The following is a 12,846-nucleotide window of genomic DNA, read 5'->3' as shown; positions in this document are numbered from 1 at the left end:
ACTTCTGCCAAACCGTCGAACGACGCCGGCACAGCAAGACACAGTGTGACCCAGTTCACATCCAGGTCAGGATCTACCGGGCTCTCGCATCCGTCTCTACAGTTGGATTATGTATACAGGCGACTGCACACCAGCTCGGGATCGTTGATGCTGCTCCGGCAGCTGGAGTACCTCGTCGCCCTCGCCCGCGAGAAGCACTTCGCCCGGGCGGCGGATGCCTGCTACGTCTCCCAGCCGTCCCTGTCCGCCGCGATCCGCAAGCTCGAGCAGGAGCTCGACGTACCGATCGTGCGCCGCGGCCGCCGCTTCGAGGGCCTGACGCCCGAAGGCGAGCGGGTGCTGCTCTGGGCGCAGCGGATCCTCGCCGAGCAGGACGCGCTCCGGCACGAGCTGTCGATGATGCGCGGCGGTCTGAACGGCACGCTCCGTCTCGGCGCGATCCCGACCGCGATGCCGGTCGTCTCACTGCTGACGACACCGTTCTGCGAGCGCCACCCCAACACCCGCGTCACGCTCGAGTCGTTGTCCTCGCGGGACATCACGCAGAAGCTGGCGGAGTTCGAACTGGACGTCGCGATGACGTACCTCGACGACGACACGCTCGGCCAGGTGCGCAAGACGCCGCTGTACGAGGAGCGCTACCTGCTGCTCACCCCGAAGCACAGTGAGCTCGCCGACCTGCCCGTGGCGACGTGGGCGCAGGTCGCCGAGCTGCCGCTCTGCCTGCTCTCCCCCGACATGCGCAACCGCCGCATCATGAACGGGTACTTCACCGACGACGGCGTGATCGCGACACCGTCGATCGAGAGCGACACGGTCTCCGGTCTCTACAGTCACCTGCACGGCAACCACTGGTCGACGGTGATCTCCCACGCGTGGCTGCACATGTTCGGCGTACCGGACGGGATGCGCGTCGTACCGCTCAAGCGTCCGGCGCACGGCCCGCGGGTCGGCCTGGTCATCGCCGCCCGGAGCCCCGAGCCCGTACTCGCCCGCGCACTGCTCGATGTAGCCCGGCAGGCCGGCGTCCAGAAAGCTCTCGACGCCCTGCTCGACGTGCACTTGATGGGTTCGGGCTATCTCGACATAGCGAGCAAGTCTTTGACCGTCGGTCCTTGACCCGGCGATGGTGGAAATCCCTTCAGAACAAGGAGATTCCCATCATGGCGAAGATTGTGTGCGTGCTGTACGACGACCCCGCCGCCGGCTACCCGTCGTCGTACGCGCGCGACGGCATCCCCTCGATCGAACGCTACCCGGACGGTCAGACGGCCCCGAGCCCGAAGTCGATCGACTTCACACCGGGCACACTGCTCGGAAGCGTGTCCGGCGAACTCGGACTGCGCGGCTTCCTCGAGAAACAAGGGCAGGATCGCGAAGGCGCCGAAGCTCAAGCTCGCCATCACCGCCGGGATCGGGTCCGACCACGTCGACCTGGACGCGGCGATCGGCGCCGGCATGACGGTTGCCGAGGTCACGTACTCCAACAGCATCAGCGTCGCGGAGCACGTGGTGATGATGATTCTCGGGCTGGTCCGCAACTACCTCCCGGCATACCAAACGGTATTGGATGGTGGCTGGAACATCGCGGACTGCGTCGCGCGCTCGTACGACCTGGAGGGGATGCACGTCGGCACCGTCGCGGCCGGCCGGATCGGGACCGCCGTACTGCGGCGGCTGGCGCCGTTCGACGTGAAGCTGCACTACACCGACCGGCACCGGCTGCCGGAGTCGGTGGAGCGGGAACTCGGGTTGACGTTCCACCCGAGCGCGGCGGAGATGGTCCCGCACTGCGACGTGGTCACGATCAACGCGCCGCTGCACCCGGAGACCGAAGGCCTGTTCGGCGACGCGCTGCTCGGCAGCATGAAGCGCGGCACGTACCTGATCAACACCGCCCGGGCGAAGATCGCGGACCGCGACGCCATCGTGCGGGCCCTGGAGAGCGGCCAGTTGGCCGGGTACGCCGGGGACGTCTGGTACCCGCAGCCAGCACCGGCAGACCACCCGTGGCGGACCATGCCCCACCACGGCATGACACCGCACATCTCCGGGTCGTCACTGTCCGCGCAGGCCCGGTACGCCGCGGGCACGCGGGAGATCCTCGAGTCCTGGTTGAGCGGTACGCCGATCCGCGACAACTACCTGATTGTCGACGGCGGGCGACTGGCCGGTGCCGGTGCGCATGCGTACTCCACCGCGGTGTAAGCGGGATCACGTGAGATCCGGGCATGACTCGTCAGTTCACCTGGTTGAATGTATACAGAAGCCAGAATTCAAGGAAGGGTTGAAATGATCTTCACGCGTAGGTTCGGTGCTCTGGCGGCGCGGCCGCAGTTCCCGGATGCCCCGGAGCTGCAGGAGCTGAGCACCCCGGTCGACCTCGACGCGGAGCTCGCCAAGCTGACGGCCCAGGACGCCCGCAGCACTCACGACGACGACCGCCGGGCAGCCGGCGAGTCCGCCGCCTGACCTCCGGTGCGAGATACCTCGCACCGGAGCTATATGTCCGGTCATGGCACTTGGTAGACTGTCTACCAAGTGCCATGACTGTAGGACCGGAAGGGACCTCATGACGACCATCAGCGCAGGCCCAGGGGCGGGTGCGGAACCGGCCGGTGTGCGGCACGTCAAGCGCCCGCAGCCGTTGCGGGAATCGGTGTACGAGGCCCTGACCGAGATGATCATCGACGGCACCCTCGAGCGCGGCCGGCACCTGGTCGAGGTCGAGCTCGCCGGGATCCTGGGCGTCTCGCGACAGCCGGTCCGCGAAGCCCTGCAGCGGCTGAACAACGAGGGCTGGGTCGATCTGCGGCCCGGGTTCGGCGCGATGGTGCATGTTCCCGCCGAGGACGAGGTCGACCAGTTGCTCGCGGCCCGTGCCGCCCTCGAGTCGGAGTCCGCGCGGCTCGCCGCCCGGCATGCGCCCAAGGACGATGTCGCCAAGTTGCGCGAGCTGTGCAAGGTCGGCACGACGTACCAGGAAGCCGGCGACATCGACGGCACCGTACGGACGAACGCCGAGCTCCACAGCCTGATCACCCAGATGTCCGGCAACCGTTTCCTCGTCGACTTCGCCGCCCAGGTCGACCGCCGCGTCCGCTGGTACTACACCCCCGTCGCCCCCGTCCGCGGCGCAGCCTCCTGGCGCGAACACAACCGCCTGGTCAAGGCCATCAGCGAAGGCGACGAAGACAAAGCCGCCCAGATCATGCGCGAACACACCGAACACACCCGCAAGGCCTACCACGACCTCCAGGCCGCCGAGCCGACCGAGCCAACAGACGCCGAGGCAACCCCCCGCCGCCGCAAGCGCTGAACGCACCGGCCACTCGGGGTCATCCGGCACTCCTGGCCTATATGGGTGAGCTGCGGTGGCGTGGAACAGGTTGTGGTGGGGTGAGACCTGATATTTCGTGTCCTCGGCGCCCAGATGGTGTCCGCACCCTCGGCGAGCGGCTGAGGAACGCGCTTGACGCCGACGGCCTCGCGGTCGGCGGGGCTCAGTCGTTGGTGGGCGCCCCTGGTTCAGTCGCGGCGTACCGGGCGGCGATGGTGCGGACGGCCTCGTCGACTACCTGGGCGACGCGTTCGGCGCTCACCTTCCAGCCCGGCACGAGGAGTGCCGGCCAGAAGACGTAGTTGGAGATCATGCCCAGGAACTGGGTGGCTGCGAGGTCCACATCCTCGACCCGCACCGTTCCCGCGTCGTGCTCAGCCACGAGGTAGCTGCGTACGGACTCGAAGTACGGCATCTTCCCCTGCGAGAACTGCGCATGAGCCAGCTCAGGGAACCGCGGCAGCTCGGCGATGACGATCCGGAACAGGTCGGTCATCTGAGGCCGACTCAACAGCTCGGCGTAACGGCGACCGATGACGCTGAGCCCGTCGACGACGTTGCCTGCCGGCGGCGGATCCTCCTCGGCAGCGGTCGACCAGGACTCGGTCACGATGGCGTCGAACAGAGCAGCCTTGGTCGGAAACTGCTTGAACAAGGTGGCCCGCGAAACGCCCGAGCTCTCTGCGATCCGCGCCAGCGACGTCCGGTCGTAGCCCAACTCGAGGAACAGTGCGGTCGCGGCCGCCACGATCAGCCCGCGCTTCTCCTGAGCGACGCGCTGGTGGTACGTCGGTACGACCTTGGTCATGCGCCGAGCATACGAGGTGAGTGGCTTGACTCACCACTCCCGCCGATCTAATGTCAGGGATGGTGAGTCGCTCGGCTCACCACTGGCCCACCGAAGGAACAGCTGATGCGCCGCTTCGACAACCAGACCGTGCTCGTGACCGGTGGGACCGGCGGCCAAGGCTCGAGCCACGTGCGCGCCTTTCACGCGGAGGGAGCGAACGTGGTGATCGGCGACATCGACGCGGAGCGGGGCGCCGCTCTCGCCGACGAGCTCGGGCCCCGCGCTCGCTTCACCCGCCTCGACGTCACCGACGAGAGCTCGTGGTCCGCCGCTGTGCTGGCCGCCGAGAGCGCCTTCGGCGCCTTGAACGTGCTCGTCAACAACGCGGGCGTCCAGAACCCGCCGGCGCCGATCGAGAACACGGACCAGGCCACGTGGTCGCGCATGCTAGACATCAACCTCACAGGCACCTTCCTCGGCATCAAGGTCGCCACCCCCGCGCTGCGCCGCGCAACAGGCGGAGCCATCGTCAACATCGCCTCGACCATGGCCCTGGGCGGCACGGCTCACTATGCGCCGTACGTCGCCAGCAAGTGGGCCGTACGAGGACTCACCCAAACGGCTGCACTCGAGCTCGGCCGCGACCGCATCCGGGTGAACACCATCCACCCCGGCGTGATCGCGACGTCCTTCATCCACGAACCAGCAGCTGGCGCGACCGCGGCCATCGCCGACTTCTACTCACCCGAGCCGTTCGCCATCCCCCGGCTCGGAGAACCGGCCGACGTCACCCAACTGCTCCTGTTCCTCACGTCATCAGACGCCTCGTTCATCACGGGCTCGGAGTACGTCATCGACGGTGGACTCCTCCTCGGCCCCGCCCTTCAGGCCGAGACCGCATGAGCACTCCAAACACGACCGGGTCGAACGACGCCGTACGCGACGCATCGCTGTCGCACCTACCCGATCCCATCCGGCGAGCCATCGAGATCACCCCCGCCGCGGGCACGCGAGAACGGATCATCGACATCACCACGCTGGGACGCCGTACCGGCCGACCACGCCGCATCGAGATCTTCTTCTACCGAGCCGCCGGCGCAACGTACCTGTGCAGCGGCGCGGGCGGCGCCGCGACCGACTGGCACGCCAACCTCCTCGCCAACCCCAACTTCACCTTTCACCTCAAGAACGGGATCCGCGCAGACCTGCCCGCACAGGCCACGCCGGTCACCGACCCAGCTGAACGTCAGGCCGTACTGGCGGAGATCGTCGCGGATCTCAACCAGCCCCACGACCCCGGCACCATACGGCCGACTCGGCTCGAAGATTGGGCCGACAGCCGCCTGATGCGCATCAGCTTCCACCACTGAGAACAACGGTGTCCTTGCGTGCAAGGAGTCGCCCGCAACCTGGTGTGGGTTGCGGGCGACTGAGTTAGGTTCTGCGGCCGGTGGCGGCTTTTCGGGCTGCCAGGGCGGTGGCGAGGTGGGTGTATTGCTCGACCACGCGGCGTGCGTACTGGTTGCGGTCGAGGATGTGCGGCCACCAGAAGCGGCCTAATTGTTCTTGCATCCACAGGAAGCCGATGGCGAATCCCATGCTCACCAGGGCACGGAAGGCGAGGAACTTCCACGGTTCCGGCGGCAGGCCGGGTGAGCCGGTGACCACCCAGGCGGTGACCACCGAGTGCACCAGGAGCGCCAGCGGGAACGCGATCACCCAGTAGACCGCCGCCGGCGCGAACACGCCCGCGGGGACTTTGCCGAGCGCGACCAACGCGGCGTACCCGGATCCGAACAGCATCAGTGGTACGCCGAGACCGAGCCCGGTGACGACTGCCCAGCCGGCGGGCTGGCCGACGAACGCGGCCAGCCCTCCGGCGATGAGCCCTGCTGCCGCGCCCACCGACGCGGCTGGGAGGCAGTACTCCGCCAACTGCTTGTAGGAAGCCATGTCAGCCCACAGCCACGCCGAAGCGGAACAGGCAGTAGAACAGCATCCCGAGGTAGAACACCGCTCCGAACCCGATGATCACGTTCCGCACCGGGCCGGGACGGATCGCCTTCGGCAGCAGCATGTTGTTGGTCAGGAGCAACACGATGCAGTACGCGCCCATCGCGAAGGTCGACAGGAACGCGAGCGTGTCCAGGATCCCCGCCGGGCCGTCGGCCGGTCCGAACAGCAGGATCAGGATCCCGAACAGGATCACGCCCCACAGGAACCCGGCGTACAGCCGCGACATCGAGAACCGTTTGGCGCCCGGCACGAAGTAGTACGTCATGTCCGCCTGACCGCGGGAGAACGAGTCGAACAGACCGAGGGTCGCGTTCAGCCCGATCAGTGCGATGAAAGCGAAGAACAACGTCCCGAGGATCGGTGAGCCGGCCGACGCGAACGCGTCCGACATCGCCTTCAGCGCCGCGTCCCGGTCACCGCCCTCGATCAGCGAGGCGACGTTCGGGTTCTCCCGCGCCGCCGACATGGCGAGCACGGTGAACGAGATCGTCACCAGCATCGTGATGCCCCAGAAGAGCAGCAGCGCGTCGAACGTGACCCACTTGCGCCAGCCCTTCCACTTCGCCATCTCGGCCGGGTCCTCGGTGTCGAACATGAACCCGCGCGACGGCATCGACTCCGCCTCACCCGCCGCCCGCAGCCCGCGGATCTTCGGGATGTGCGCGCCCATGCCGGCGCCGCTGTCCCGCAGTTGCAGCGTGTACCACATCTGCTGCATCCCGGACGGCCCGGCGAACGCGATCGAACCCACCACGACCGGGAACCAGGCCGACGTCATCGCGTCGTCCGGGAAGTACCCGAACGCGAACATCCCGGACACCGTCCGGCCGAGGTCGTCCCAGCTGCCGACCATCGCGGCGATCACCGACGTACCGACAACCAGCAAGCCGATCAGCAGACCGAGGAGCTTCTCGAGGAAGTTGTAGATCACCGACAGCAGGCTGAACAGCACACCGACGAACACCAGAGCCACGCAAGCGGTGACCTGCCAGGGGATGCCGGTGATCTCCTCGAACGCGGCCGCGCCGGCGGACAGATGGCCCGGCCACATGTAGATCAGGATCGCCGCCGCGTAGAAGAACCACATCAGCGGTTTGAAGATCCGGGCCGCGCCGAAGAAGATGCTCTCCCCGGTGGCCATCGCGTACCGCGCCATCTCCAGCAGCACGAACGCCTGCAGCGTGACACCGACCATGAACAACCAGCGGATGTCCGGCCCGAACACCAGGACGAGCCGGGGCCACATGTACGACTCCCCCATACCCACACCCAGCGCGACCAGGAACACGGTCGGGCCGAGGATGTGCAAGGAGGGCGGTGCGTCCGGAAGCTTCCGGATCGGCATCGGTTCGAGCCTGCCCGCTTTCCAGACCTTCTCGGTCGCAGAGGCCGCGGCCGGCTCTTCGGGTACTTCTGAGGTCTTGCTCGTGACGTCCAAGGCGGACTCCTTAGTTCGACGCCAACTAGCGGATCAACGTCCCCCGCGTGCTCCTGCCTCCAATCAACTGAAGATCAACTAATGCCGAGTGGCCCGGCGTTGCGGGCCCAGCGGTACTTGGCACCGAGGACCTGGACCGGGGTCTCGGTGGTGTACGGGTACGCGACCACACCGTGGTCGAACAGGTACTTGCTGGCTTCCTCGACCTCGACGTCACCGGACAGCGAGGCGACCACGGGCTTGTCGATGCCCTTGGCCCGGAACTCCTCGACCACCTCGGCGACCAGCTTCGCGAACACCATCGGCGGCGTCACGATCGTGTGCCAGTACCCCAGGATCAGCGCGTGGATCCGCTCGTCGGACAGCCCCAGCGCGATCGTGTTCCGGTACGTCGACGGCGGCTCGCCGCCGGTGATGTCGACCGGGTTTCCGGCCGCGCCGAACGGCGGGATGAACTTCCGGAACGCCTCGTCGAGGTCCGGCGGAATGTCCATCAGCGTCAGCCCGGCGTCCACGCAGGCGTCCGACAGCAGTACGCCGGAACCGCCCGCGCCGGTGATGATGACGACGTTCTCGCCCTTCGGCGTCGGCAGCAGCGGGATGCCGCGGGCGTACTGGAGCATCTCGTTCAGCCCCGGTGCCCGGACCACCCCGCTCTGCCGCAGGATGTCGTCGTACACCTTGTCGTTGCCGGCCAGGGCGCCGGTGTGCGAGCTGGCCGCTCGCGCGCCCAGGGACGTACGCCCGGCCTTCAGTACGACGACCGGCTTCTTCTTCGACACCCGGGCCGCCGTCTCGGCGAACGCCCGGCCGTCCTTCAAATCCTCAAGATGCATGGCGATCAGGTTGGTGTTGTCGTCGCTCTCGAAGAACGTCAGGAGGTCATCCTCGTCGATGTCGGCCTTGTTGCCTACCCCAACGATCGCGGAAACTCCCATCCGGCTGGACCGGCTGAAGCCGAGGATCGCCATCCCGATGCCTCCGCTCTGTGACGACAGGGCGACGGACCCGCGGACGTCGTACGGTGTGCAGAACGTCGCGCAGAGGCTCTCCGGCAGGTAGTAGTAGCCGTAGATGTTCGGTCCCAGAATGCGGACATTGTGTTTGCGGGCGATCGCGACGACCTCGTCCTGCAGTGCCTGCTCGCCGGTCTCGGCGAACCCGGACGGGATCAGGATCGCGCCGGCGACCCCCTTCTGACCGCACTGCTCGAGCGCCCCGCCGACGAACTTGGCCGGTACGGCGAACACCGCGACGTCGACGTCCCCCGGGACGTCCAGGATGCTGGGGAACGCCTTGCGCCCGAGGATCTCGTCGGCCTTCGGGTTGATCGGGTAGATGTCTCCGGCGTACCCGCCGTTGACCAGGTTCTTCATCACCGAGTTGCCGATCTTGCCGTCCTCGTTGGACGCCCCGATCACGGCCACCGCGCGCGGCTTCATGATCCGGGTCATCGCAGTCAGGATCTGCGCCTGGCTGTACCGCTCGACCGGTTTGCCGGCCTCGGCGTCGACGATGATCCGGAAGTCGACCGCGGTGGCGCCGTCCGGCCCGGCGAGCACCGGGTTCAGGTCGACTTCCGCGAACTCCGGGAAGTCCGTGACCAGGTCAGACACCCGCTGGATCAGATTGCCGACAATCTCCTTGTCGACCGGCCGGGCGCCGCGCACGCCCTCGAGCATCTCGTGGGCGTCGATCCCGTCGACCATCGCCCGGGCGTCGTCGCCGGACAGCGGCGCCAGCCGGAACGTGACGTCCTTCAGGACCTCGACGAGTACGCCGCCCAGCCCGAACGCGACGACCTTCCCGAAGGTCGGGTCGGTGACCGCCCCGACGATGACCTCCTGCACGTCACCGCCGGTGACCAGCATCTTCTGCACCTGGACGCCGACAATGTCCGCATCCGGTTTGTAGGCAGTCGCGTTGTCGACAATCTGTTTGTAGGCCGCCAGCACGGCGTCCTCGCTGTCGACGCCGACCACCACGCCGCCGGCGTCGGTCTTGTGCAGGATGTCCGGTGAGACGATCTTCAGCACGACCGGGAAACCGATCTCGGCCGCGAGGCCGGCGGCCCCTTCGGCAGTCGTGGCCAGCCCCTCGCCCGGCGTCGGGATGCCGTACGCGTCGGCGACCAGTTTGGCCTCCGGCGCGCTCAGTGAGGTGCGGCCGTCCGCCAGAGCCTGGTCGAGGATGGTCCGGACTGCTGCCTTGTCATAGGTCATGCGCTGCAACTCCTCTGTGATCGATGCTTGCGTCCGAAGAACCGGTGTCACGTCGCTCCGCTTCTTCGGACGTTCAGATGACGCCGGCGGCTTTCAGTTCCTGCAGCTCGTTGGTGTCGATACCGAGCGCGCCGTAGATGACGGAGTTGTGTTCGCCGAGGCCCGGTGAGGTCTCGACCTCGACCGGTGAGTCGGACAGCTTGATCGGGCAGCCGACGGTCTTGAACGTGCCGCGCTGCGGGTGCTCGACCTCGACCACCGCGCCGAGGTCGGCGAGCGTCTCGTCCGCGATCAGCTCGGCGGTGGACATGATCGGCCCGCACGGCACGTTCAGCGCGTTGAGCTTGTCCATCACCTCGAACTTGGTGTGCTGCTCGGTCCACTGCTCGATCAGCGCGAACATCTTGTCGAGCTTGTCGAGCCGAGCGACCGGCGTCGCCCAGTCCGGGTCCTCGGCCAGCTCCGGCTTCCCGATCAGCTGAGCGATGGGCGCCCACCCGGGCGGCTGCACGATCACGTAGATGTAGTCGTTGGGGCCACCGGGTGCGCAACGCAGCGCCCAGCCCGGCTGGCCGCCACCGGAGGCGTTCCCCGAGCGCGGGACCTCGCTCCCGAAGTTGTCGTTCGGGTACTCGCGCAGCGGGCCGTGCGTCAGCCGCTGCTGGTCGCGCAGCTTCACCCGGGTCAGGTTCAGGACCGCTTCCTGCATCGCCACGGTGACCCGCTGGCCCTTGCCGGTGTGCGTCCGTTGGAGCAGCGCGGCGAGGATGCCGGCGACCAGATGGATGCCGGTACCCGAGTCGCCGATCTGCGCGCCGGTCGCGGTGGGCGGCCCGTCCTCGAACCCCGTCGTACTCATCGCGCCGCCCATCGCCTGGGCGACCACCTCGTACGCCTTGAAGTTCTCGTACCGTCCCGGGCCGAAGCCCTTGATCGACGCGAACACGAGGCCGGGGTTGAGCTCCTGGAGGCGTTCCCAGGTGAAGCCCATCCGGTCGATCGCGCCGGGGGCGAAGTTCTCCACCAGGACGTCGGAGTTCTTCACCAGGTCGATGAAGATCTCCTTGCCCCGGTCGGACTTCATGTTCAGCGTGATGCTGCGCTTGTTGCAGTTGAGCATCGTGAAGTACAGGCTGTCGACGTCCGGCAGGTCGCGCAGCTGCTGGCGGGTGATGTCGCCGGTCGGCGCCTCGAGCTTGATCACATCGGCGCCGAGCCAGGCGAGGAGCTGGGTGCAGGACGGTCCGGACTGCACGTGGGTCATGTCGAGAACACGGACACCCTCGAGGGCCTTACTCATACTTGGTCCCCTTTACTTGTACATGGTCTGGTTCATGGTTCCGGGGGCGTAGGCGTCCGGGTCGACCCAGACGTTGATCAGCGACGGCAGCCCCGACTCGCGGGCCCGGAGCAGCGCCGGCCCGATGTCGGCGGGGTCGCGGACCTCCTCGCCGTACCCGCCGAGCATCCGGGCGAACTCGTCGTACTTCACGTCGCCGAGGGTGTTGCCGATCCGGCCGCGGTCCTTGCCGTACTTGGCTTCCTGGCCGTAGCGGATCTGGTTCATCGACGAGTTGTTGCCGACGACACCGACGAACGGGAGCTTGTAGCGCACCAACGTCTCGAAGTCCCAGCCGGTCAGCGAGAACGCGCCGTCGCCGAAGAGCGCGACCACTTCCTTGTCCGGCCGCGCGTACTTCGCTGCGAGCACGAACGGGATGCCGACGCCGAGCGTGCCGAGCGGGCCCGGGTCCATCCAGTGGCCGGGCGACTTCGGCTGTACGACGCCGCCGGAGAACGTCACGATGTCGCCGCCGTCGCCGATGTAGATCGAGTCCTCGGTGAGGAACTCGTTGATCTCGTGCGCGAGCCGCAGCGGGTGGATCGGGTTCGCGTCGGACAGCTGCCGCGGAAGCCGCTTCTGGTACGCCGCGTCCTCCTCGGCACGCAGCTCCGCGAACCAGCCCTTGCGGTCGGTCTTCTGCAGCCGGCCCGACGACGCCTGCGTGACGGCCGCCAGGATCGCGCCCGGGTCGCCGACCAGGCCGAGGTCGATGTCGCGGTTCTTGCCGACGGTGCGGTAGTCGAGGTCGATCTGGACGACGGTGGCGCTCTTCGGGAGCCGGCGCCCGTACCCCATCCGGAAATCGAACGGCGTGCCGACGATCAGGATCAGGTCGGCGTTGTTGAAGCCGTACCGCCGGGACAGGTGGAAGTGGTGCGGGTCGCCCGGCGGCAGCGTGCCGCGGGCCGAACCGTTCATGAACGCCGGGATGTCGAGCGTCCGGACGAAGTCGATCGCCGCGTCGCTGCCGCGGGACGTCCACACCTGGCTGCCGAGCAGTACGACGGGCTTCTCGGCCCGCGCGAGCAGGTCGGCCAGCGCCTCGACGCTCGCCGGGTCGCCGATGCTCTTCGTCGAGGCCCGGTAGTGGCCGGCCTCGGGGACGGTCGCGGACTCGACCGGCACGGAGTTGTCGAGAATGTCGCGCGGGATCTCCAGGAACGACGGGCCGGGCGCGCCGTTGTAGCACTCGCGGAACGCCATCGAGACCATGTCCGCGGCCCGCGCGGTGTGCGGAACGGTCGCGGCGAACTTGGTGATCGGCGTCATCATGTCGACGTGCGGCAGGTCCTGCAGGGACCCCATCTTGTGCTGGTTCAGCGCGCCCTGGCCGCCGATCAGCAGCATCGGGCTCTCGGCGCGGAACGCGTTGGCGACACCGGTGACCGCGTCCGTCGTACCGGGGCCGGCCGTGACGACTGCGCAACCGGGCTTGCCGGTGACCCGTGCGTACCCGTCCGCGGCGTGCGCCGCGACCTGCTCGTGCCGGACGTCGACCACCGCGATGCCCTCGTCCACGCAGCCGTCGTAGATGTCGATGATGTGACCGCCGCAGAGCGTGAAGATCACGTCGATCCCCTCGGCCTTCAAGGCCTTCGCGACGAGGTGACCACCGGAGATGGTCTCCGGCTCCTTGACCACCGCTGTGGGTTGGGTCTCCGACACTGTCTGCGCCATCTGCAGTCAACTCCTCGG

The 12,846-nt window shown here is 67.6% G+C and carries 12 protein-coding genes; 6 read left to right on the top strand and 6 right to left on the bottom strand.

Annotated features, from left to right (window positions below; translation table 11 throughout):
- Nucleotides 1–147 precede the first annotated feature (147 nt).
- The 4 genes from E0H50_RS18835 to E0H50_RS18820 all read left to right on the top strand — a co-directional run bounded on the left by E0H50_RS18835 (nucleotide 148) and on the right by E0H50_RS18820 (nucleotide 3,319).
- Entirely contained in the window at nucleotides 148–1,119 is a 972-nt protein-coding gene (locus E0H50_RS18835; RefSeq protein WP_131290073.1) for a LysR family transcriptional regulator, read from the top strand.
- A gap of 54 nt (nucleotides 1,120–1,173) precedes the next feature.
- On the top strand, nucleotides 1,174–2,208 hold the full coding sequence (locus E0H50_RS18830; protein WP_238151060.1) for an NAD-dependent formate dehydrogenase: 1,035 nt from the start codon (nucleotides 1,174–1,176) through the stop codon (nucleotides 2,206–2,208).
- An 84-nt stretch (nucleotides 2,209–2,292) separates the two neighbouring features.
- The gene (locus tag E0H50_RS18825) at nucleotides 2,293–2,472 is read left to right on the top strand and encodes a hypothetical protein (protein ID WP_131290071.1); all 180 of its coding nucleotides are present in this window, start codon (nucleotides 2,293–2,295) and stop codon (nucleotides 2,470–2,472) included.
- 100 nt (nucleotides 2,473–2,572) lie between these two features.
- Nucleotides 2,573–3,319 carry a GntR family transcriptional regulator gene (locus E0H50_RS18820; protein WP_131290068.1) on the top strand — a complete coding sequence of 249 codons (747 nt, stop codon included), beginning with the start codon at nucleotides 2,573–2,575 and terminating at the stop codon, nucleotides 3,317–3,319.
- 184 nt (nucleotides 3,320–3,503) lie between these two features.
- Here E0H50_RS18820 and E0H50_RS18815 read toward each other — a convergent pair whose 3' ends face one another.
- Complete coding sequence (locus E0H50_RS18815) at nucleotides 3,504–4,148, bottom strand: TetR/AcrR family transcriptional regulator (protein WP_131290065.1); 645 nt, start codon at nucleotides 4,146–4,148, stop codon at nucleotides 3,504–3,506.
- A gap of 105 nt (nucleotides 4,149–4,253) precedes the next feature.
- Between E0H50_RS18815 and E0H50_RS18810 the strand changes: the two genes are divergently transcribed.
- Complete coding sequence (locus tag E0H50_RS18810) at nucleotides 4,254–5,033, top strand: glucose 1-dehydrogenase (RefSeq protein ID WP_131290063.1); 780 nt, start codon at nucleotides 4,254–4,256, stop codon at nucleotides 5,031–5,033.
- Nucleotides 5,030–5,500: a nitroreductase/quinone reductase family protein gene (locus E0H50_RS18805; protein ID WP_131290060.1), complete on the top strand. Its 471-nt coding sequence runs from the start codon at nucleotides 5,030–5,032 to the stop codon at nucleotides 5,498–5,500. Before E0H50_RS18810 ends, E0H50_RS18805 begins: the two co-directional genes overlap by 4 nt.
- 64 nt (nucleotides 5,501–5,564) lie before the next feature.
- Here the strand turns inward: E0H50_RS18805 and E0H50_RS18800 are convergent, their stop codons facing one another.
- The 5 genes from E0H50_RS18800 to E0H50_RS18780 all read right to left on the bottom strand — a co-directional run bounded on the left by E0H50_RS18800 (nucleotide 5,565) and on the right by E0H50_RS18780 (nucleotide 12,828).
- Entirely contained in the window at nucleotides 5,565–6,083 is a 519-nt protein-coding gene (locus tag E0H50_RS18800; RefSeq protein ID WP_131290057.1) for a hypothetical protein, read from the bottom strand.
- 1 nt (nucleotide 6,084) lies between these two features.
- Nucleotides 6,085–7,584, bottom strand: a complete 1,500-nt coding sequence (locus E0H50_RS18795) for an Nramp family divalent metal transporter (protein ID WP_131290054.1) — start codon at nucleotides 7,582–7,584, stop codon at nucleotides 6,085–6,087.
- A 74-nt stretch (nucleotides 7,585–7,658) separates the two neighbouring features.
- Entirely contained in the window at nucleotides 7,659–9,806 is a 2,148-nt protein-coding gene (locus E0H50_RS18790) for an acetate--CoA ligase family protein (protein ID WP_131290051.1), read from the bottom strand.
- 73 nt (nucleotides 9,807–9,879) lie between these two features.
- Nucleotides 9,880–11,106: a formyl-CoA transferase gene (gene frc, locus E0H50_RS18785; RefSeq protein WP_131290049.1), complete on the bottom strand. Its 1,227-nt coding sequence runs from the start codon at nucleotides 11,104–11,106 to the stop codon at nucleotides 9,880–9,882.
- Nucleotides 11,107–11,118: 12 nt separating this feature from the next.
- Nucleotides 11,119–12,828, bottom strand: a complete 1,710-nt coding sequence (locus E0H50_RS18780; RefSeq protein ID WP_131290046.1) for a thiamine pyrophosphate-binding protein — start codon at nucleotides 12,826–12,828, stop codon at nucleotides 11,119–11,121.
- Nucleotides 12,829–12,846 lie beyond the last annotated feature (18 nt).

The organism is Kribbella sindirgiensis, assembly GCF_004331435.1.
Taxonomy (GTDB): Bacteria; Actinomycetota; Actinomycetes; order Propionibacteriales; family Kribbellaceae; genus Kribbella; species Kribbella sindirgiensis.
The sequence above is the reverse complement of the archived record's forward strand: the minus strand, read 5'-3'. Positions and strand labels throughout refer to the sequence as shown.

Bases quoted from the DNA above. Each gene is read 5' to 3' on its own strand.
- E0H50_RS18780 (WP_131290046.1), bottom strand. From the start codon at position 12,828: ATGGCGCAGACAGTGTCGGAGACCCAACCCACAGCGGTGGTCAAGGAG.
- frc (WP_131290049.1), bottom strand. From the start codon at position 11,106: ATGAGTAAGGCCCTCGAGGGTGTCCGTGTTCTCGACATGACCCACGTG.
- E0H50_RS18815 (WP_131290065.1), bottom strand. From the start codon at position 4,148: ATGACCAAGGTCGTACCGACGTACCACCAGCGCGTCGCTCAGGAGAAG.
- E0H50_RS18820 (WP_131290068.1), top strand. From the start codon at position 2,573: ATGACGACCATCAGCGCAGGCCCAGGGGCGGGTGCGGAACCGGCCGGT.
- E0H50_RS18825 (WP_131290071.1), top strand. From the start codon at position 2,293: ATGATCTTCACGCGTAGGTTCGGTGCTCTGGCGGCGCGGCCGCAGTTC.
- E0H50_RS18800 (WP_131290057.1), bottom strand. From the start codon at position 6,083: ATGGCTTCCTACAAGCAGTTGGCGGAGTACTGCCTCCCAGCCGCGTCG.
- E0H50_RS18790 (WP_131290051.1), bottom strand. From the start codon at position 9,806: ATGACCTATGACAAGGCAGCAGTCCGGACCATCCTCGACCAGGCTCTG.
- E0H50_RS18805 (WP_131290060.1), top strand. From the start codon at position 5,030: ATGAGCACTCCAAACACGACCGGGTCGAACGACGCCGTACGCGACGCA.
- E0H50_RS18835 (WP_131290073.1), top strand. From the start codon at position 148: ATGCTGCTCCGGCAGCTGGAGTACCTCGTCGCCCTCGCCCGCGAGAAG.
- E0H50_RS18810 (WP_131290063.1), top strand. From the start codon at position 4,254: ATGCGCCGCTTCGACAACCAGACCGTGCTCGTGACCGGTGGGACCGGC.